This window comes from Nocardiopsis coralliicola (genome assembly GCF_054779695.1).
The window spans coordinates 1-19,763 of record NZ_BAAGXT010000041.1 but is presented as its reverse complement, the minus strand read 5'-3'; the positions used below and the strand labels follow the sequence as shown (position 1 = coordinate 19,763).

At 76.5% G+C, this 19,763-nt stretch carries 14 protein-coding genes; 6 read left to right on the top strand and 8 right to left on the bottom strand.

Features of this window, described 5'->3' with window-relative positions:
* Positions 1-178: 178 nt before the first annotated feature.
* Complete coding sequence (locus ACYVGT_RS22210) at positions 179-1,603, bottom strand: aldehyde dehydrogenase family protein (protein WP_460861734.1); 1,425 nt, start codon at positions 1,601-1,603, stop codon at positions 179-181.
* 274 nt (positions 1,604-1,877) lie between these two features.
* Positions 1,878-3,284 carry a cytochrome P450 family protein gene (locus ACYVGT_RS22205; protein WP_460861731.1) on the bottom strand — a complete coding sequence of 469 codons (1,407 nt, stop codon included), beginning with the start codon at positions 3,282-3,284 and terminating at the stop codon, positions 1,878-1,880.
* 367 nt (positions 3,285-3,651) lie between these two features.
* Between ACYVGT_RS22205 and dacB the strand changes: the two genes are divergently transcribed.
* From dacB to ACYVGT_RS22190, 3 genes are all read left to right on the top strand, one after another.
* Positions 3,652-5,283 carry a D-alanyl-D-alanine carboxypeptidase/D-alanyl-D-alanine endopeptidase gene (gene dacB / locus ACYVGT_RS22200; protein ID WP_460861729.1) on the top strand — a complete coding sequence of 544 codons (1,632 nt, stop codon included), beginning with the start codon at positions 3,652-3,654 and terminating at the stop codon, positions 5,281-5,283.
* A 1,336-nt stretch (positions 5,284-6,619) separates the two neighbouring features.
* Complete coding sequence (locus tag ACYVGT_RS22195; RefSeq protein ID WP_460861726.1) at positions 6,620-8,398, top strand: hypothetical protein; 1,779 nt, start codon at positions 6,620-6,622, stop codon at positions 8,396-8,398.
* A 220-nt stretch (positions 8,399-8,618) separates the two neighbouring features.
* Positions 8,619-9,551: a 3-methyladenine DNA glycosylase gene (locus ACYVGT_RS22190; protein ID WP_460861724.1), complete on the top strand. Its 933-nt coding sequence runs from the start codon at positions 8,619-8,621 to the stop codon at positions 9,549-9,551.
* Positions 9,552-10,099: 548 nt separating this feature from the next.
* Here the strand turns inward: ACYVGT_RS22190 and ACYVGT_RS22185 are convergent.
* Complete coding sequence (locus ACYVGT_RS22185; RefSeq protein ID WP_460861721.1) at positions 10,100-10,747, bottom strand: response regulator; 648 nt, start codon at positions 10,745-10,747, stop codon at positions 10,100-10,102.
* Complete coding sequence (locus tag ACYVGT_RS22180; protein ID WP_460861718.1) at positions 10,744-12,081, bottom strand: sensor histidine kinase; 1,338 nt, start codon at positions 12,079-12,081, stop codon at positions 10,744-10,746. The genes ACYVGT_RS22185 and ACYVGT_RS22180 overlap by 4 nt, the downstream gene beginning before the upstream one ends.
* A gap of 158 nt (positions 12,082-12,239) precedes the next feature.
* Here ACYVGT_RS22180 and ACYVGT_RS22175 point away from each other — a divergent pair, with 158 nt between their 5' ends.
* Positions 12,240-13,397: a hypothetical protein gene (locus ACYVGT_RS22175; RefSeq protein WP_460861714.1), complete on the top strand. Its 1,158-nt coding sequence runs from the start codon at positions 12,240-12,242 to the stop codon at positions 13,395-13,397.
* 75 nt (positions 13,398-13,472) lie between these two features.
* Here the strand turns inward: ACYVGT_RS22175 and ACYVGT_RS22170 are convergent, their stop codons facing one another.
* Entirely contained in the window at positions 13,473-15,137 is a 1,665-nt protein-coding gene (locus ACYVGT_RS22170) for a serine hydrolase domain-containing protein (protein ID WP_460861711.1), read from the bottom strand.
* Positions 15,138-15,271: 134 nt separating this feature from the next.
* The gene (locus ACYVGT_RS22165; protein ID WP_460861709.1) at positions 15,272-15,919 is read right to left on the bottom strand and encodes a hypothetical protein; all 648 of its coding nucleotides are present in this window, start codon (positions 15,917-15,919) and stop codon (positions 15,272-15,274) included.
* A gap of 234 nt (positions 15,920-16,153) precedes the next feature.
* On the opposite strand from ACYVGT_RS22165, the gene ACYVGT_RS22160 reads away from it, so the two are divergent.
* On the top strand, positions 16,154-17,041 hold the full coding sequence (locus tag ACYVGT_RS22160) for a hypothetical protein (RefSeq protein WP_460861707.1): 888 nt from the start codon (positions 16,154-16,156) through the stop codon (positions 17,039-17,041).
* 89 nt (positions 17,042-17,130) lie between these two features.
* Here ACYVGT_RS22160 and ACYVGT_RS22155 read toward each other — a convergent pair whose 3' ends face one another.
* On the bottom strand, positions 17,131-17,451 hold the full coding sequence (locus ACYVGT_RS22155; RefSeq protein WP_460861797.1) for a nucleotide pyrophosphohydrolase: 321 nt from the start codon (positions 17,449-17,451) through the stop codon (positions 17,131-17,133).
* A gap of 71 nt (positions 17,452-17,522) precedes the next feature.
* Positions 17,523-18,434 (bottom strand): transcriptional regulator, encoded by a 912-nt coding sequence (locus ACYVGT_RS22150; protein ID WP_460861705.1) that lies wholly within the window; start codon positions 18,432-18,434, stop codon positions 17,523-17,525.
* 305 nt (positions 18,435-18,739) lie between these two features.
* On the opposite strand from ACYVGT_RS22150, the gene ACYVGT_RS22145 reads away from it, so the two are divergent.
* The gene (locus tag ACYVGT_RS22145; RefSeq protein ID WP_460861702.1) at positions 18,740-19,468 is read left to right on the top strand and encodes a hypothetical protein; all 729 of its coding nucleotides are present in this window, start codon (positions 18,740-18,742) and stop codon (positions 19,466-19,468) included.
* The last annotated feature ends 295 nt before the right edge of the window (positions 19,469-19,763 follow it).

Genomic DNA, 19,763 nt, shown 5'->3' with positions numbered 1-19,763 from the left:
GGACCGCCATTCGTGTCGCTTTTCCCACAGCGGGAAGTGGCCCATGTCCCCGACGGCGCGGCGCCGGGCGGGGGTCCGCGGCCGGCCCGGAGCCGCCGGCGCCGGGGACGCCCGAGCGGCGGCTGCGGCCGATCGGGCCGGGCCGCCGCCGGGGTGCGTCAGCAGGAGGGCTGCGGCCTCACAGCTGGACGCCGGTGAGGACCAGCACCCGCTCGTAGGTGAGGTCGTCCATCGCGGCGCGGACGCCCTCCTTGCCGACGCCGGACTTCTTCACCCCGCCGTAGGGCATCTGGTCGGCGCGGAAGGTCGGCACGTCGCCGATGACGACGCCGCCCACCTCCAGCTCGCGGTGGGCGCGGAAGGCCGTCTGCAGGTCAGCGGTGAAGACGCCGGCCTGCAGGCCGAAGTCGGAGTCGTTGACCGCCGCGAACGCGGCACCGGTGCCGGAGGTGCGCTGCACGACGAGCACCGGTCCGAAGACCTCGTCGCGGACCACCTTCGCGTCGGCCGGAGCCTCGGCGAGGACGGTGGGCGCGACGGTGGCGCCGTCGCGGGTACCGCCGGTGAGCAGCTTCGCGCCGCCGTCGACCGCCTCGGCGACCCAGTCGGCGACCCGCTCTGCGGCGGCCTCGTTGATCATCGGGCCCACCTGGACGGCCGGGTCGGCCGGGTCGCCGGTGGCCAGCGCCTCGACCTCCGCGACCAGGCGCGGCAGGAACGCGTCGTAGACGTCGGCGTCGACGATGACCCGCTGCACGCCGATGCAGACCTGGCCGGCCTGGCTGTTGCCGAACTGCGCGATGCGGGCGGCGGCCCGGTCGAGGTCGGCGTCGGGCAGGACGACCGCCGCCGCGTTGCCGCCGAGCTCCAGTGTGACGTGCTTGTGCGGGGCGCGGCGCTGCAGCTCCCAGCCGAACTGGCCGCCGGTGAACGAGATCACCGGCAGGCGCTCGTCGGTGATCAGCGGCGCCGCGCGCTCGTTGGGCATGGGCAGGACGGAGAACGCCCCGGTCGGGAAGCCGCACCCGGCCAGCACCTCGCCGAGCAGGAGCGCGGAGAGCGGGGTGCCGGGCGCCGGCTTCAGGATGATCGGCGCGCCCACCGCCAGCGCCGGCGCGACCTTGTGCGCGACGAGGTTGAGCGGGAAGTTGAACGGGGCGATGCCCAGCACCGGGCCCTTGGGGACGCGCCGGACGAGCGCGATGCGGCCCTCGCCGCCGGCGTCGGTGTCGAGCCGCTGCAGGTCGCCCCCGTCGCGGCGGGCCTCTTCGGCGGCGATCCGGAACACCGAGACGGCGCGGCCGGCCTCGCCCCGCGCCTGGGCGATGGGCTTGCCGCTCTCGGCGGTGATCAGCTGCGCGAACTCCTCCGCCCGCTCGGCGATGCGGCGGGAGGCTTCGGCGAGTGCATCGGCGCGCCGGTAGGCGGGCTGCCCGGCGAACGCGGCCGCTGCGCCGTGCGCGGCCTGCACGGCTTCCTCGATCTGCTCCGCGGTGGGAACCGCGGCGCTGCCGGCGGCGGCGCCGGTGTAGGGGTTGGTCACCAGAATCTCGGTGTCGCCGGTCCGGGCTTCCCCGGCCAGCCAGAACGCACGTGTCGGCATGGCAGCGACGCTAGCGCCGGCACGGCCCCCGATCCTCGGCTGGAATGTCCAAGAATCCTTCGACTTTTGTCCGTGGTGGACTATTCGACCCGATCAACCGCCGGGGGCTGCCGCACCGCCGCAGTCGGGGCGGCCGGGCGGCCGCGGGGGCCCGTGGCGGGCCGGTTCCGGCACGGGCCGCGCCGGAGCGGCCGGATACGGCGGCCGGCCGAGGCCGGTGCACGTCGGCTCAGCCTCCGCCGGCACGGACCCGAGCGGGAACGCCCTGGATCGCTCAGTCGAGACCGGCACGGCGGCGGCCGGACCCCTGCCACCAGCGGAGGAGGCGGGACAGGAGGTCGTCGTCGCGGTCGGCGCCGCGGCCGGCCGCCGCGGCGGCCGGCCTGGGCTTCGGTACCGGGGTGCGGTCCGGGGCCGCCGACGGGGTGAACTCCACCGGCAGTGCGGAGAGGCCGTGGCCGAAGACCGTCGGTGTCCAGCGCAGCTCGGCGAGCGGCACGGCGCACTGCAGTCCGGGCAGCCGCTCCAGGGCGCGCTCGACGCCGACCGCGACGAGCTGCTCGGCCAGCGCGCGGGCCGGGCAGCGGTGCTCGCCCACGCCCCACATCAGGTGGGCGCTGTTGCGGCCGGTGGGCAGCGCCGAGGCGGTGGCGGTGCCCCGCCCGTGCCGCAGCCGCGGGTCGGCGTGGGCCGGACCGAAGCCGATGACCAGCGGCTCGCCCTCCCCCACCGGGGTTCCGCCGATGACCACGTCGCGGGTGGGGAAGCGGGCGGCGAGCGCCTGCATCGGCGGCTCCGTCCAGATGACGTGGTTGACCACCTCCTCCAGCGGCAGGCCGCCCGAGCCGAACGCGGCCGCGGTCTCCGGCTCCGCCAGCAGGGCGCGCAGCACGTTGCCGAGGAGGTTGCCGGTCGGCAGGTGGCCGGCGGAGACGATGAGGATGAGCTGGTCGACCGTCTCGGTGTCGGTCATGCCGTGGGCGGGGTCCATCATCCACGAGGTGACGTCGTCGCCCGGCGCGGCCCGCTTGCGCTGCACGAGGCCGCCGAAGTAGCTGCGCAGCTGGGCCGCGCACTCGACGGCGCTGGCGGCGTCGTTGCTCCAGATGCCGGCGCTGATGTCGCCGAGCACGTGCCCGTAGGCGTCCTCCAGGCCGAAGAGCCGGTTGACCAGCAGCGCGGGCAGCGGCATCGCGAACTCGGCCACGAGGTCGGCGCTACCGCGGGCGCAGAACGCGTCGATGAGCCGGTCGGCGACGTCGACGATGTCGGCCCGCAGCCGCTCCTCGGTGACCCGGCCGAGCGAGGCCCGGATGGGCGCGGCCAGCCGGGTGTGCTCGGCGCCGTCGGCGTAGAGGGCGTTGGCGCGGTAGGCCATGGACGGGCGCAGGCCCTCGGTGGACCGGCGGCCCTCGCGGATCTCCCGCCACCTGCGGGTGTCCCGCGAGTACGTCGACCAGTCCCGCATGACCGCGAGGTTCTCCTCGTAGCCGAGCAGCAGCCAGCCGCGGATTCCCGGGTCGATCCACACCGGGGCGACGGCGCCGAACTGCTCGCGCATCCGCTCCCACAGTTCGGCGCCGGCGACCCCGCTCTCCTGGAGGTCGTGCAGGGGGACCGCGCCGTCGCGCAGGGGGCAGCCGCCGGCGGTGCGGACGCGGTCGTCGGTCGGGTCGGTCACAACTGCCTCCGGGCGCCGAGGAGTCGGGGCCCGTACGGCCCCGGCGATCCGGGGGCCGATCGCACGATGAGACTAGCGTCACACCGGCGGCGCTCACCAGGTGTTCGCGCAGACTGTGCCGCCCGGCGGAGCCGGACGGCCGGCGGAGCGCCAGTTCAGCGACGTCCGGCCCGCTCTGCCCGCCGTTCTGCCGCCGGCGTCCGCGCCGGCCCGCGGGGCGCGGTCCGGCGCGCCGCGGCCGGACCCCCTCCCCCGCACCGCTGCGCCCCGTTATCGTTCCGGCACGTACCGCGTGCAACGGTACGCCGGATCCGGGACGGCCGCCCGGCCTTCCCGCACGACTGCGAACTGGAGAGGACCTCCACCGATGGCCCGTCCCCCGCTAGCGCATCCCCCCACCGGCTCCGCGCGGCCACCGTGGCGCTCCGCCGCGATCCGCGCGGCGCCGGCGGGTGCCGCACTGCTGCTCGCCGCCGGGCTGGCCGGCCCTGCGGCACCGGCCGCTGCGTCCACCGCCGGGGCCGACGACCTGCGCGCCGACATCGACGCCCTCCTCGACGACCCGTCGCTGGAGGGCGCGGTATCGGGTGTCGTCGTGCGCAGCCTCGACAACGGAGACACCCTGTACGACCGCGACGCCGCAACCAGCCTCATTCCGGCGTCCAACATGAAACTGCTGACCTCGGCGGCCGCCCTGGAGGTACTCGGCCCCGACCACCGGTTCACCACCGGCGTCACCGCGGACTCCGCCCCGGAGGGCGGCACCGTCGAGGGCGACCTGCACCTGGCCGGCGGCGGCGACCCGACGCTGACCGCGGAGGCGCTGGACGCGCTCGCAGCCGACGTTGCGGCGGCCGGCGTCACCAGCGTCTCCGGCGACCTGGTGGCCGACACCGGCTACTTCGACGCCGAGCGCTACCACCCGGACTGGGACGAGGCCGACGAGCCGTACTACTACGCGGCCAAGATCGCGGCCCTCACCGCGTCGGCCAACGACGACTACGACACCGGCGCGGTGACGGTCGGCGCCGAGCCGGGTGCGGCCGAGGGCGAGCCGCTGGACATCGGGCTCACGCCGATGAGCCCGAACCTGACCGTCGTCGACGAGGCGTCGACCGGCCCGGCCGGCGGCGAGCCCACGCTGAGCGTGGACCGTCCGGCGGGCACCGAGGAGTTCACCGTCTCCGGCACGTTGCCGGCGGGCGGGGACGCCTACGAGGACCTGCGCACGGTGGACGACCCTGCCCTGCACGCGGCCGGCGCCTTCGCGTCGGCGCTGGAGGACAACGGTGTCGCCGTGGCCGGCGAGGTCGTGGCCGGCGACGCTCCGGAGGGCGCGGCCGAGGTGGCCGACCGCTCCTCGGAACCGCTGTCGGAGCTGCTGGTGCCGTTCATGAAGCTGTCCAACAACGGCCACGCAGAGATCCTGATGAAGGCGATGGCCGCGGAGTCCGCGGGCGCGCCGGGCAGCTGGGAGCAGGGCGCGGCCGAGGCGCAGACGGCGCTGAAGGCGATCGGCCTGGACACCTCCGCGGTGGCCCAGACCGACGGATCGGGGCTGGCCCGGACCAACGAGCTGACCGCCGACACCCTCGCCGACCTCCTCGCGGCGGTGGAGGACGAGCCGTGGGCACAGGCGTGGACCGCCTCGCTGCCGGTGGCCGGCGACCCGGACCGGATGGTGGGCGGCACGCTGACCAACCGGATGCGCGGAACGGCCGCCGAGGGCAACGTCGCGGCCAAGACCGGCACGCTGTCCGGGGTGAGCGCGCTGTCGGGGTATGTGACCGGCGCGAACGGTGAGCGCCTCGCCTTCTCGATCGTCAACAACGACGTGCCGGGCGGCGCGCCGCTGGAGGTGCAGGACAGCATCGCCGTGCGCCTCGCCGAGTTCGACCGGACCACCGCCACCTCCGCCAGCGCGGACTCCGGCGCCCGCACGTCGATGTCGGCGCAGGAGGGCGGCTCGCTCGAATGCACCTGGGACGGCACCTGCTGACCCCGTCCCGCGGCGCCTGACCGGCGCCGTCCACCCCGGCGGGGCCGCCGCGCACGGCGGCCCCGCCGCTGCTTTCCCGGGCTCCCCGCCCCAAGGGCCGCAGCCGGACGGCCACCGGCGGCGGGGATCGGCGGCGGGCAGAACCGGGCTGCAGGCGGGCGGCACGGCCCACCCCCGGCGCGGAAGGGCCCGGCTCGCCCGGCAGCGCGCCGGCCCGCGCTCCTGCCGCCGGCGCGCGGACGGCCCGTCTTCGGGCCGCGGGACGGGGCCGGGCCGAGGTGTATCGCGGCCGGGCCGGGGCGGCGGACGTGCGACCGCGGCAGCACTGGGGCGTGCCGGGTGGACAGCAGTCCTGCCGCGCGGAGCCCTGGAACGCCCCCGCCGCATTCTCCTCTCGCGAGAGGAGAGAACCCGCCCTGTACTCCCTCGTCGGCCGTGCGGCGAGGGCACCGCCGGCACCGCTCGCGGCACCGCCACCCACCCGACACGCCCGAGGCCCGGGCGCCCCGCACGGGCCCGCCCAGCCCGGGCCGTCCGCACCGGTCAGGACACCGCGGGCCCCCTGCCGGCACCCGCACCGCACCGGGCACGGCACTCGGGGGCTACCGCAGACGCCGCGGCCGACCATCCGCAAGCGGGGCCGCGCACCCCGCGGAGAACGCGGCGGACGGGGCCCAGCCGCAGAACCGGGCTCCCCGCCCCGGCCAACCGCGGGGGCGGCCGTCTCCGGCGGGCCCGCCCTCCGGATGCCGCCCAGGCCCGAACGCCGCCAGGGCCCTGCCCCAGCGGCCTGCCCGCACCGGTCAGGACAGCGCACACCCCGACCAGGCGGTACCCGCACCACGGCGGCGGGCACGGCCGGCGCGCGGCCGCGCAGGAACCGGGCTCCCGCCGCAGGGCGGAACGCCCGGGCCCCCCACTGCGGCGGGCCGCCTCCGGCAGACCCGGGGCCTGGACTGCGGGCTTGCGTGGCGGTCCGGGGCGAATCCCGGCTCGGCCGGCCGTGCAGAGCAGCGGCAGCGGAGGCGGCGCGACGCGCATTCTCCGGGCCGGCGCCCGGGGTCGGGCAGAGCCGCGGCGGGCCCCGGCCGCTGCCGGGCTTGCGCCGCGCCGGGCACCGGAACGGCCCGCATGGGTCCCGGCCGCGGGCCGATCTGCTGCGCACACCGGGCACCGGCACGCAGGCGATCGAGAGGTGTGTCCGGTTTCGGACCGAAAGGGCCGCCCAGGGGCGTCCACAGATCCGCCGTCGGCGCTGGTGCCGCCGCAGTCGTTGAGCCACAGTGGGGGGAAGGCCCGTAGCGGGCAGCGCCGAGGGAGCGGAGGCCGTACCGGGGTGTCGCTCGTGTACCGCAGCATCACCAGCACCGCACTCGACACGGACATCTCCCGCGAGGCTGCGGCGGCGCTGTCGGAGTGGCTGTCCCGGCGCGGCAGCACCGGCGCCGCGGTCGACTTCACCCGGACCGGCCGCTACCAGCTCTCCTCCCGCGCCCGGGCGGCCGTCATCCGCCGCGACGAGGACGCCCGCACCCTGCTCCGGCTCACCACCGAGACCGAGCGCCAGGACGCGCGCTGGCGGACCACCGTCACCGTCGCCACCGGCACCGACCGCACCGGCGGCCACCTCTGGGCGGACATGACCGCCCACCCCGCCGCCGGCGGACCGGGGCGGATCGAGGCGTCGCCGCCCGAGGCGGTCCGGATCCTGCTCTCCCGGCTCGACTGCCGCGACGGACGGCACCCCGTCTCCGGCGAACCGCGCATCGTGCGCGGCCGCAGCGAGGACGCCGTGCGCCGCCTGGCCGACGCCGTGCGCGATCCCGACCGGCGGCTCGCCCTGGTGGTGGCCGGCCGCCCCGCCCGCGGCACCGTCTCCGACTGGCGCGCGGCGCTCGCCAGCGCACTGTCCCGGTCAGCGGGGATGTACACCGGCTACGTCCTGGACGGCGCCGCACACGACCGCCTGTACGGGCTGCTCCCGCGCGACCTGCGGGTGCCGCGCGGCGGCATCCGCACCTACCTGCCCCGGGTCCAGCGGGACGCCGCTGACGACGCCCGCCGCCACCCGCTGATGAGCCCCAGCACGGTCGCCGCCGCCTCGGGGCCCGACGGCCGGCTGCACGGCTGGGCCGCCCGCACCCTCACCCGCGCGATCCGGGAGACCGCCCTGGCCGCGGCGCTGCCGGCCGAGCTCCAGCAGGTCGACGCCCTGCTCAACGAGGCCGAGCTGGACGCGTTCCTCGGTTCCGCCGGCCCCGACACCGGCCCGTCCGCACCGGCCACCTCCGACGCGGAGGCCGCAGCGCACATCGCGCTGCTGCGCCGCCGGCTCGCCGCGGCCTCGCGCGAGGCCGGGCGGCTCGGCGCAGAGGCGGAGCGGCAGGGCGCCCGCGCCCGGCGGCTCGGCGAGCAGGCCGAGGCGGCCGAGGCGGAGCGCGATCGGCTCTGGGCGGACCTGTCGGAGACCGAGGAGGAGGTGGACGCGGCACGCTCCGCCCTGCAGTCGGCGCGCGGCGAACTCGCCTGGCTGCGCGGGCGGCTCCGCGAGGAGGGCCTCCACCGGCTGGCCGGCGAGCGCCCGCCGGCCGACCACCTCTCCAGCGTCCCGGAATCCGTCGAGGAGCTGCTCGACCGCATCACCGACGGCACGGCGCTGCCGCACCTGTTCTTCACGCTCGCCGACCGGTCCACCGTCCGCGAGCTCACCGACAGCAACAAGGAGGGGCTGTGGGCGCGGCGCACCTGGGAAGCGCTGCGCGCGCTCGACGACTACGCCCGCTACCAGCTGGAGAACCCCGGTACCGGCCTGGGGCTGCACGAGTACCTGCGCCAGCCGCCGGACGGCTACGCGGCGGTGCCGGTCCGCCGGCTGGCCTCCGGCGAGAGCGATTCGGTACGCCGCCGCGACAAGCTCAGCGACAAGCGCATCTTCCCGGTCCCCGCCGAGGTCGACCCGAGCGGCGAGGCGCCGATGTACGCCCACTTCCGGCTGGACGGCGAGTACGGCATCTGCCCCCGCCTCTACTTCCTCCCCGATCTCGGTCCCGGCACCACCAACCGCATCTACATCGGCTACATCGGCCGCCATCTGCCGGTGCACAGCACCAACTAGGGCGTGCCGGGCGGATGGCGCCCGTCGCCAGCGGTGCCGGCGGTGCACCCGCCGCACGGCCGGCGAGCGAGCCGGGGCGGGCCCGCTCTCCCTCCTCGCCTCGTCGCGGAGAAGAGAACGCCGCGAGGGGCGCGCCAGGGCGCCGCGCAGCAGGGCGGCGGTCGGCCGGTGCGCACCGGGGCGCGTCCCGCGCGCGGCGGCGCGGATAGGCTCGGGGGCGATGAGCAGCGCACTCGACCACGGCACCGCGGAGGCGGCCGTCCTCCGTGCGGCGGACTGGCGCGCACGCCGGGACCGGCACGCGGCCAGGGCCGACGCCCTCACCGCGGCGTACCGCCGGCGCCGCGCCGCCGGAGAGCGCCACCCGGTCGAGGACTTCCTGTTCACCTACTACAGCCACGCGCCGGCGAAGCTGCGCCGGTGGCACCCCGGCGCCGGCGCCGTGCTGGAGGGCGCCGACCCGGCGGACGACGGCGGCCGCTGGTACCGCGCGGCGACACCGGAGCGCGACGGCGCCGCCGGCGCGGTCCTCGACACGGAGGCGTTCCGCGCGAAGAAAGGCTCGACGATCGGGTTCGTGCTGGGCCTGCTGCGCGCCGTGCAGGGCCGCCCGGCGCACCTGGGCTGCTTCGGGCTGCACGAGTGGGCCATGGTCTACAAGCTGGAACAGGACGAGGTACGGCATTCCTCGGTACCGCTGCGCCTGGGCCAGGAGGGCACCGACGCGGTGGTCGAGGCGCACCCGGTGCGCTGCTCGCACTTCGACGCCTACCGGTTCTTCACCGACGCAGCACGCCCGCTCAACCGGCTGCGCCCGACGCGGGAGTCCCAGCCGGCGATGGACCAGCCGGGCTGCCTGCACGCCAACATGGACCTGTACAAGTGGTCCTACAAGCTGAGCCCGCTGGTGCCGTCGGAGCTGGTGGCGGACTGCTTCGAGCTGGCGCGGGACGTCCGCGCGCTGGATATGCGCGCCTCGCCCTACGACCTCGCCGACTACGGCTATCCGCCGGTCCGCATCGAGACCCCCGAGGGCAAGGCCGCCTACATCGCGGCCCAGCGCACCTTTGCCGACCGCGCCCGCAGCCTGCGCGAACGCCTCATCGGCGTTCTGTCCCCGCACGAGCCCGCGGGCCCCGCGCCGGATCAGTAGGCGGGCAGCTCAGGGCCGTGCGGCGCAGAGGAAGGCCGCGTGCCGCGGAGGCACGGGCAGGAACGGAATCCGTCCCTGCCCCGCGCAATGAACCCGCCCGCTGGGGCGGCGCCGGTCACTGCGCGGGAGCACCGCCCAGAAGCAGGACTCGCGGACGTTCGGCATGACCGACGCGTAGCTGTACAGCCACTGCTTCCCATCGCCGCACGGGCGGCGCGGGGTGGTGTCGAGCGGGCCCATCAGCATCACGCCCCGTTCGGAGTAGCACGCTGTCCGCACCGCCGCATCCGAGGACGGGGTAAGGGGAGATTCCGCCGTTGCTGACGTTCCAATGCTGGTAGATCGCTCGGTTGCACGTGCCGTCCTCACTGACCTGGCCGTCGCCGCGCGGATGGAAGGCCATGTCCTCGCCGCGGTCTCCGTTCTCGTGCGTGAGGCGAATCGGCACGAGGGGCGCACAGTCTCCGCGGAATCCCTGACCCCGGCTCCGTACACGACCGCCAGAGGCCCCTTCCTGGCCGCCGTCCGACCATGCGGCGCCCCGCACGTCAGCGCGGGGCGACCAGGCCGGAGTCGTAGGCGGCGATGACGGCTTGGGTCCGGTCCCGGACAGCGAGCTTGGCGAGGATGTTCGAGACGTGCGTCTTCACCGTCTCCACACCGACGTAGGACTCGGCGGCGATCTCGGCGTTGGAGAGGCCGCGGGCCATCCGGGTCAGGGTGTCGGCCTCGCGCCCGGTCAGGTTCGCCACGGCGCGGGCCGCGTGGCTGCCGCCGGATGCGTGCGCGGCGGCGAGGCCGCGGATGGCGGCGGGGAAGAGCAGCGAGTCGCCGCCGTGCACGACGCGGATCGCGGCGAGGATCTCCTCCGGCCGGCTCCGCTTGAGCAGGAACCCGGAGGCCCCGGCGCGCAGCGCGCCGTACACGTGGTCGTCGCTGTCGAAGGTGGTCACGACGACCACCTTCGGCGGCCGGTCGAGCGTGCCGACGAGGTCGGCGGTCGCCTGGACGCCGTCGACGCGCGGCATGCGGACGTCCATCAGCACCACGTCGGGCCGGGTGCGGCGCACCAGGTCGACGGCGCCGACGCCGTCGTCGGCTTCGGCGACCACCGCCATGTCCTCCTCGGCGCCGACCAGCGCGGCAAGCCCGCCGCGGATCAGTGCCTCGTCGTCGACCAGTGCGACCCGGATCATCGGTCCTCCGCTTCCGAACCCTCGGCTGCCCCGTCCACTCCCCCGCCGGTCCGGCCCGAGGCGGTGGCCGCCGGAAGCGGGACCTCCGCCCGCAGCGTCCAGGTCCCGTCCCGGGCGCCGGAGCAGAGCGTGCCGCCGAGCAGCCGGACCCGCTCCGCAGCGCCGGCCAGCCCCCGCCCGCCCTGCTTCGCCCGGGCCCGCCCGCGCCCGCCGACCGCGTTGGCGACCGCCACCCGCGCCGTCCCGCCGCCGACCGCCACCCGGATCTGCACCGCCGCCCCGTCCGCACCGTGCTTGAGGGCGTTGGTGAGCCCTTCCTGGGCAACACGGTAGAGCTCCCGGGACAGCACCGCCGGCACGCCGCCGACCGGCCCGTCGGCGGTGTAGTCCACCGGGGTTCCGGCCGCGCGGCCCGCTTCGGCGAGCCGTTCCAGGTCGGCCAGCCCGCGCTGGGGCGTGCGTGCGCCGCCGCGCTCCTCGCGCAGCAGCCCCAGCACGTGGTCGAGCTCCCCGGTCGCGGTGCGGGCCTGCTCCGCGATCGCGTCGAGGGCTCCGCGGGCGAACGCGGGGTCGGCGTCGAACAGCCGGGCGGCCGTACCGGCCTGGAGGGAGACCACCGACAGGGCGTGCCCGATCGAGTCGTGCAGTTCCGCGGCGAGCCGGTTGCGCTCGGCCAGCTCATCGGCCCGGTCCTGCAGCGCGGACAGCCGGTCGGCGGCCGAGGCGCCGAGCAGTGCGGGCGCCAGGCGCGCCGCCCCGGCCCCGGCCGCGGCCACCACCGCGACGAGCGCCGCGACCAGGGCAGCTCCGACCAGCGGGTCGAGCAGCACGGCGCCGCCGAGCACGCCGTAGTCGACCGGGAGCACGGCGACCCCCTGCTCCCCGCCGGCGGGGCGGCCGGTGAGCGGGTTGAGCGCCAGCGTCGCCGCGTCGGAGAGCAGCACCATCGTCAGCAGGCAGACCGCGAGGCCGACGGTGAAATGCAGGAAGGTCCAGGCGGCCGCCCGCGCCCGGGCGGCCGCGCCCGGCGTGCGCACCGCGGGCTGGTCGGCGAGCGGGCCGCCGACCAGCAGCCGCGCGAGGTGCACCAGCTGGGTGTACACCCCGGGGATGAAGGCGAGCCCGCAGCCGAGGGCTGCCGCAGCGAGCGCTGCGGGGCCGGCGCGGAACGGGGACTGCGCCTCCGCTGCGTCCATCGGCGCGGCGATGGTGAGCAGCACCAGGACGGCCATCGCGAACGGGACCAGGAGCACGCCGCCGAGCAGCAGGTAGACCCAGCGCGTGTAGGTGTCCGCGCTGAGCAGCGGGGCGGCGGCGGTCTTGAGGAGCCTCACACCGGAAATCGTGCCACGGCGGCTCCCCCGCGCACGTCCCTCGCACGGGGGAGCCGCACACGCGGGACTCCCCTTCCTCCGGGAGGTGCCGGCCGCAGCGCAGGAGGACCGTCGTGGGTGACGGCGGGGCCGCCCCGCCGGTCCCGGAAGGAGCCCTCATGCACACCCATGACCCGCTGGAGGTGCCGGACGCACCGCCGGCCGAGCGCGGTGCACCCGGTGCGCCCGCACCGCACCGCAGGATGCTGCGCTGGGCGGCTCCGGCCGCACTCGCCTGGTCGCTCGGCGCGGCCGCGCTGGCCGCCGGATGGGCCGCGGGCGCCACCCCGACGCCGTTCGACGACCGCGAACCCTTCCAGATCGGCGCGCTCTTCAACGGCACCGACCCCCTGGTGGGGACGGTGTTCGTGCTGGTCACCGGTTCTGTCGCCGCTGCGGCTTCGGCCGTGCTGGCAGCGGGGGGCTCGCGCCGCGCGCTGCGCCGTGCGGGGGCCGCCGCCGGCGCCGCGGCGGCGGTGGCGGCAGGGGGCCTGCTCTACGGGTCGCTGCTGTCGGCTCTCGGCTATCTGCCGCTGGTCATCGTGCTCGGCGCCGCGCAGCCGCACCTGGCGTCGGCCTTCGCCGTGCAACTGGTCCAGCCGCACATGCTGTTCCAGCTCTACGCGCTGGTCTGGTCGGCGCTGCTCGCCGCCGCGGCGGTCGTGGGGCTGCGGCGCGGGCGGGGCGCCTGCGCCGACTGCGGACGTCTGCCCGGCCGGACGCCGGAAGAGGAGCGGGCCGCACGCGCGAGCGCGCTGCGCACCGCGCGCACCGCGGTCACCGTCGCGGTCGCCGCCTCGCTCGTCTACCCCGCGATCCGGCTGCCGTGGATCTTCGGCGTGTTCCCCGGGTTCAGCGCCGCCGATGTCGCCGAACTGCGCAGTGCGGACGCGGTCGCCGTCGGGATCGGGCTGGGCCTGGCCGGCCTCGCCGGCGCCGTACTGATGACCGGACTGGTGTCGGGGTGGGGCGTCCGCTTCCCGCGCTGGATGGCCGGGCTGTCCGGGCGCCGCGTGCCGGTCTCCCTGGCCGTGGTGCCGGCGGCGGTCGTGGCGGCGGCGCTCATCGCCATCGGCAAGGCCGCGGGCGTCGCCTGGTACATGACCCTGACCGGCGACCCCCGCCTGATGGGCGGCGGGGAGGCCCTGCACACGGCCGCGTTCGCCGCGATGCCGGTCTGGGGCGCCGCGCTCGCCGTCGCCACCGCGGCCTACGCGATCCGCCGCCGCGCCGAGTGCGCGGCCTGCGGCCAGGGCCTGCCCGAGCCGCGGCCCTGAGACCGGCGCGGAGGCCGGCCTCGGTCCGGAGCAGCACGGGGGCTGCTCCGGACCGTCCGCCCGCCGGGGGCGCGGTCAGGGTGCCGCGGCGAGGGCAGTCGCGGTGAGCGCCAGCACGGCGGCCGACGCCAGCAGGGAGAGCCCGAAGAAGGGGTAGTGGAGCCAGCGCCACCGGGCGTTGTTCCAGGGGACCCGGCGCCAGTACGACGCGAGCACCAGGGCGGAGCCGGCGACGGTGCCGACCGCGGCGGCCCAGACGGCGGGCGGGAGCACCGACCACGCACCGAACGGCAGGGCCGCCGCGACTACGGCCGCGGCACCCAGCGGCAGGGAGAGGATGCGCATGCGGTCGATGCGGCGCTGTCCGACGAGCGTCTTGCGGCGCACCGCGAAGCCCAGCACGAGCAGCGCCGGCAGCACCGCGGCCGGAACCGTCATGGCGAGATAGGCCGCAGAGGAGCCGGTCCCGCCGGCGGAGTCCGCTCCGGCCGCGGCGTCCATGCCGACGAGCTCCTGGCTGACCGCCCCCGGCATGCCCGAGATCCCGGTGTTGGCCAGCACGGCGGCCGCGCGCCCCTCTTCGCGGTCGATGGCGATGAACGCGGAGCTGCCGTAGGTGCTGCCGTCGTGCACGGCCGCGGTGGTCCCGTCCTCGGCCGGCACCAGCAGCCATGCCAGCCCGTGCCCGCCGTCCTCGCCGATGGGCGAGGCGTGACCGGTCGGGTCGAGGGCGGACAGGCCCGGCGCGGTGCCGTCGAGGACCGCGGAGGCGAACCGCTCCATGTCGGCGAGGGTGGTCCAGGTGCCCACGCCCGCCGGCGCGTACTCGGGGCTGCGCCACGGTTCGACGGTCCGCCCGGGGAGCGCGTGCGGCAGGGCTGCGCCCTCGGGCACGCCGGCGGTATCCGCGCCGGCGATCACGGTGGCGTCCATGCCGAGCGGGTCGAGCAGCCGCTCCCGCAGCAGATCCGGGTAGGGCGTGCCGGATTCGGCGGCCAGCGCTGCGCCCAGGGCCGCGAATCCGAAGTTGGAGTAGGCCCACTCGCCGCGGCCGGCCGGCTGTACCTCGGCGAGGGCATCCTCGACGGGCGGCAGCGCGCGGTAGGGGTCGGCGAGAAGGAAGGAGTCCAGCGTGGCCCGGGCCGGCGATGCGCCGGCGGCGCTGGGGAGCCCGGAGCGGTGTGTCGCCAGCTCCTCCAGCGTGATGTCCGCCGTCTCCTCGGACGCGAAGCCGGCGTCCGGGAACACCTCGCCCAGCCGCCGGTCGAGCCGGGTCTCCCCGCGCTCCACCATGTCGGCGAGGACCATCGCGGTGAACACCTTCCACACCGAGCCGGACTCGAACGGCGTCTCCGCTCCGACGGCGCCGCCGCCCGCGCCGGCCCGCGTGCCCGCGGTGGCCGTGCTCGCGCCCGCCGGGTCGAGGGCGAAAGCGGCGGCCCCCTGGTAGCGGCCCGGGTCGGCGAGGTGCTCGGCGAGCACCTCCGCCGCGGGGCCGCTGCCGCGCACCTCGGGTTCGGGCGGCGGGCGGAACGGCATACCCGCGAACGCCGCGGCTGCCGCGAGGACCGCGACCACCAGGGCGGCGGCCCAGATCCGGCCGCCGGCCCGCGGCGGCACCGGCGGCCGGACGCCCCCGGGTCCGGCCGGCCGGGCGGGCGGAGGAGGAAGGTCTCCGCCGCCCGGCCCGCTCCGCCCGCTGTCCGTGTGCTGCGCCACCGCGCTGTCGTCGCTGCCCATGCTCCGACGATCGCGCGGCGCCGGTCCGCAGCGGTAGACGGCGATGTCACCGCCGAGCACCCCCCGCTGTCAGGCGGCGGGCATGACAGCTGCCATGTCTCGACCTGATGGGCAGCGCACGGCGGGCGGAGGGGTCAGGCCGGCGACTCCACGATGTGGTCGAGCTCCTCGCGGAGCTGCTGGGCGTTGAGGGAGGCGTACAGTTCGGTCGGCATCTCCTCGTACTGCAGGAACGACGGGCATTCGAAGTCGTCGCTGGCGTCGGTGCCGCGGCCGTTGGCGCCGACGAGCTCGCCCTCGTGCAGGACGTCGCCGGTGGACAGCTCGTACAGCGTCAGGGTGAACTTCTGGCTGTGGAACGGCAGGGTCGTCTCCCCTCCGCCGCCCCGCTCGGAGAACGAGCACTCGCGCAGCTCGTCCTGCGGCCCGTGGCCGGTGAGGCAGAGCAGGAGCGCCTGGTCTTCGAGGGCCTCCGAGCGCCAGCCGTGGATCGGGCTGTCCTCGCTGTCCCCGTCGGGGTGCTGCGCGACCGGCGCGAACCCGGGCGCACCGCGCTGGACGTCGGCGCCCTCGGAGTCCTCGAAGATCGCCGTGGTGTGCAGGCCCTCGCCCTCGTAGGGAGCGGCGTCCTCCCAGCCGTCGCCGATGTCGGAGCAGAGCGCTCCCAGATCAGCGACTTCTTCGATATCCGGCCCCGGGGAGAGGGCGGAGGCGACGGCTCCGCAGCCGGTCGCCGCGAGCAGGGCGGGGACAGCGAGGATGGCGAGGCCGGACGTGCGCATGGGGGGAGGACTCCTGCGGTTTTCGGGGGAGGCGGGGCGCGGGAGCAGCGGCGCGGCCACCGCCGGACCGGCGGCGCGGCGCCGCTGCCCCAGGGGATTGCCCCCCGAACGTAGCGAACCGGCCGACTCCGGACAGCCGCGGTGCGCGCCTGAGGAAGATCGCTGCGCGTCTGGCAGAATCCACCGCCGGATCTGTGCCGTGCGTCTCCGACGCACCATCCCCGAGGAGCCCCCATGGCCGCGCCGCCCCCGCCGCCTCCGCCACCCCCGGCGGGCACGCCTCCGCCTCCGCCTCCTCCGCCCGAGCCGGGCGCGGGAGCGAAGCCGGCCACACGCCGGCGGAACCTGCTGATCGCCGGCGCGGTGCTGCTGCTGATCGCGGCCGGAGCGGGCGCTGCCGCCGCCGGCGCGGGCGCACTACCGGGCTTCGGGGCCGACGAGGACGGCGGGAGCCCGGGCGGTGCGGGGTCCGCGGCAGCGTCGGGGGACCCCTCCGGCAGCCCCGATGCGGAACCGTCCTCGGCGGACGGCGGCGGAGGGGCTGCCCAGCAGGACGTGGCCTACCGGAACGTCCGGCTGCAGATCCCCGACGACTGGGAGGTGCGGACCGCGGAGGTGGACTTCCGGTCTCCGGGCGGCCCGCCGGTTGCTGCGGAGGAGTGGACCGCGCTGATCCCCGACCCGGCCGCGTGCGAAGGCGAAGTCGACTACACCAACGACACGCCGGGGGCGTGCCCGCACGTGAAGCTGCTCGGCCCGGGAGGGATCGGGATGGCCTCGCACGGCGCCGAGCTGAGCCCGGACGGGCCCGCCGTCCCCTACGATCCCTCCACCAACCCGATGCCGTGCCCCGCCGGCGTGCCGACCCAGGCGGCGAGCATCACCGACGGCGCCGGCCCCGGCAGCTACGACACGCAGCCGTTCGGCGACCGGACTGCGGCCTACCTGGCCGGGCCGTCACTCTGCCTCGACGAGGAGAACCCCACCGCGGAGGACGGGAGCGTCGGGGTCCTCTCCTACGAGCAGCGCTACTGGTTCCTGCCCGAATCCGAGGTCCTGGTGGTGGACAACTACGGCGTGGACGGGCTCGACGACATCCTTGCCGCCGCCGAGGTGGCCTGAGGCAGCGCGGTGCCTGCGCCGATGCCAGCCGGGGCCGCGCGCCCGCCCTGCGGCTGCTCCGGCACACCGCTCAGGGGCGCTGGAGCCGGTCAGCCGTCCGCGGAGGCGGGGTGGGGCGCGGGGAACCGGTGCTCGTTGAGAGCGGTTTTGGCGCGCAGTGCCGCCTCGATGTCGACGTCGAGGACGGTGGCCAGGCGGAGCAGGTAGGACAGCACGTCGGCCATCTCGGAGCGGACCGCCTCGGCCTTGGCCGGATCGGCCATCACCCGGGCGGACTCCTCCTCGCTGAGCCACTGGAACTCGGCGACGAGCTCGCCGGCCTCGCCGGCGAGGGCCATCGCGAGGTTCTTCGGCGTGTGGTGGCGCTCCCAGTCGCGGCGGTCGGCGAAGTCGGCCAAGAGGTCCTGCATGGACTCGATACTCACGCGTCCTCTCTACCAGCTCTCCGCTGCCGCCCGGCAGCCGTCCGCTCCGCCGGCGCTCACACCGGGACCGCCCCGAGGACGCGGCCGGCGGCGCGCACGATGCCGGCCGGGCCGATCAGGTCGGCCGCGGTGAACTCGACGAAGCGCACGTCCGGGCGGGCGCGCCCGAGGAGGGCGCGCTCCTCGGGCGCGAGGAAGCCGCAGGGGTCGGCGACTGCGCCGCACGCCCACCACAGCGGCGCGAACAGCACGGCTTGGCCGGGCAGGTGCAGGGGGTGGTAGAGGCCGTCCGGGCAGAGGCCGGCATCGGCGCAGGCGAGGCGGATGCGCGTCTCCTCTGGGCTGCGCGCCCGCGGATCGGCGAGCAGCCACCACCCGCGCGACGCCGCACCGCCCGGGCGCTGCCCGCACAGGGCCGGCTGGGCGTCGAGCTCGCGCCAGCGCAGCAGCCCGGCACTGACCGCGGAGTCCATCAGGCAGACGGCGGTGGCCCGGTCGAGGGCGAGGACGGCGTCCCGGAGTGTGCGGTCGGGGCGGGTGAGCCGGATTCCGGCGAGGTCGGCGGTTTCGCTGCGGGCGACGGACCAGTGGTGGGCGCGCACACCCGGCAGGGCAGGCGGGCGCAGCGCGGCGGGCACGCTGACGTGGACGGTGCGGCCGTCCCACGGAGGCAGGCCGCGCATGCCCCACATCCGGGCCGCTGTGGTGCCGCACACGACGGCGGACGGCCCCACGGCGAGCCGGGCCGCGGTGGCCGCGCGGCGGAGCGGATCGGGGCGGGCGCCCTCGAGCACGGGGCGGACGGCGTAGACGCCGGGGAGGGCGGCAGCCCATTCGCGGCGGCGCAGCAGCAGGTGGACGCCGGTGTCGTCGACGCCGTGGTCGCGGGCTTGGCGGTGGGAGACGAGGCCGTACTGGCCGCGGGCGGTGTCCAGGAGGTCGGTGAGGTCAGCGGTACGCAGCACCATGCTTCCACGGTGCGCCGCGGACCGGCCCGGGCGAAGGGGCCGCCGGCATTCTGTGGACAACCGGCCCGGCCGGCTCGGCGGACGGGCCCGGTTTGGCCCGGAAACCCCGCAGCAGCAGGCACCCTGGGCGGCACGGCGGGGGGCGGACAGGAGTAGCATCGCGGGGTCGCCCCACCCCCTGGCCGGATGCGCTCCGCGCTCACGCGTCCGCGTGCCCAGGACGGCCCGGGGCGGACGCCACGGGACACGGGAGAGCCACGGGAACGGACGCCACATCACCGATGGACACCGAATCGACACAGGTCATGAGCAGGACCGGCCAGTTTGAGGCCGGCGACGGCTGGGAGCGGTCGGCACGCAACCGCTTGGGGGCGGCACTCGACCGGTTCGCCGGCCCGCTCGCCGAGCTGGCGGAACGCGACGCCAACGACGGGGACACGCGGCTGCTGGTCGCCGACATCCTCAGCTACGGACTGAATTTCAGCAAGTACGGCGAACTGACTACGGAGCACCGCACCGGCGGCGACTCGATCGACTACGCGATCGTGCTCGACGGCGCCCTGTTCGCGCCGGTCGAGGTCAAGCGCATCGGCGCGGAGCTGGATCCGCGCAACCTGCAGCAGGCGCGGCGCCTCGCCCTCGGCGAGGGCGCCGAATGGCTGCTGCTGACCAACGGCCGTGTCTGGCAGGTGTACCACCTGCGCCCGGACCGAAGCGACCGTGCGCCGTCGACCGAGTTGATCCTGGAGGCCGACCTGATGGACGAGGACCCCGCTGCGCACCCGCGCAACGTCGATGCGCTCTTCCACGTGACGCGCGAGGCGATCGCCCACGACCGGCTGGACGATCTGCGCAAGTGGCGGGAGGCGATGGAGCCAGCGCCGCTGGCCGCCGTGGTGCAGAGCGACCCCGTGGTGGACGCCGTGCGGGCCGAGCTGCGCCGGATCACCGGCCACGCGGGCCACGCCGGCGACGACGACGAGATCCGCGCCGCCCTCACCGACCAGGTCATCGCCCCCCGCCTCCAGTCCTGACTCCGGCCCCGGCCGAGCAGGCCGGCCGCCGGTCCAGGGGGAGAGCATCCGCTGCCCTGGCGGCCGCCGCTCGCTGCCGGCCTGGGGCGCGTCCGCGCAGATCAGACTGGACCGGTGCCGGCGATGCCGCCGTGCCGGCCCCTCGCCGGCCCGCGCGGCGTGCGGGGTCGGCTTCGCCCCCGTGCAGCTGGGCCGCTCCCGGGGTGCGCACGTCACCGCGCCGGCCCGGGCCGGCTCGGGCGGTTCGACGCGGTGCTGGACACCGCCGGCACCGGCCTGGCGGCCTACCGCCGGC

Excerpts from the sequence above, each read along its gene's own strand:
- ACYVGT_RS22190 (WP_460861724.1), top strand. The coding sequence starts at position 8,619 with ATGAGCAGCGCACTCGACCACGGCACCGCGGAGGCGGCCGTCCTCCGT.
- ACYVGT_RS22160 (WP_460861707.1), top strand. The coding sequence starts at position 16,154 with ATGGCCGCGCCGCCCCCGCCGCCTCCGCCACCCCCGGCGGGCACGCCT.
- ACYVGT_RS22210 (WP_460861734.1), bottom strand. The coding sequence starts at position 1,603 with ATGCCGACACGTGCGTTCTGGCTGGCCGGGGAAGCCCGGACCGGCGAC.
- ACYVGT_RS22175 (WP_460861714.1), top strand. The coding sequence starts at position 12,240 with ATGCACACCCATGACCCGCTGGAGGTGCCGGACGCACCGCCGGCCGAG.
- ACYVGT_RS22155 (WP_460861797.1), bottom strand. The coding sequence starts at position 17,451 with ATGCAGGACCTCTTGGCCGACTTCGCCGACCGCCGCGACTGGGAGCGC.
- ACYVGT_RS22170 (WP_460861711.1), bottom strand. The coding sequence starts at position 15,137 with ATGGGCAGCGACGACAGCGCGGTGGCGCAGCACACGGACAGCGGGCGG.
- dacB (WP_460861729.1), top strand. The coding sequence starts at position 3,652 with ATGGCCCGTCCCCCGCTAGCGCATCCCCCCACCGGCTCCGCGCGGCCA.
- ACYVGT_RS22150 (WP_460861705.1), bottom strand. The coding sequence starts at position 18,434 with ATGGTGCTGCGTACCGCTGACCTCACCGACCTCCTGGACACCGCCCGC.
- ACYVGT_RS22185 (WP_460861721.1), bottom strand. The coding sequence starts at position 10,747 with ATGATCCGGGTCGCACTGGTCGACGACGAGGCACTGATCCGCGGCGGG.
- ACYVGT_RS22145 (WP_460861702.1), top strand. The coding sequence starts at position 18,740 with ATGAGCAGGACCGGCCAGTTTGAGGCCGGCGACGGCTGGGAGCGGTCG.
- ACYVGT_RS22165 (WP_460861709.1), bottom strand. The coding sequence starts at position 15,919 with ATGCGCACGTCCGGCCTCGCCATCCTCGCTGTCCCCGCCCTGCTCGCG.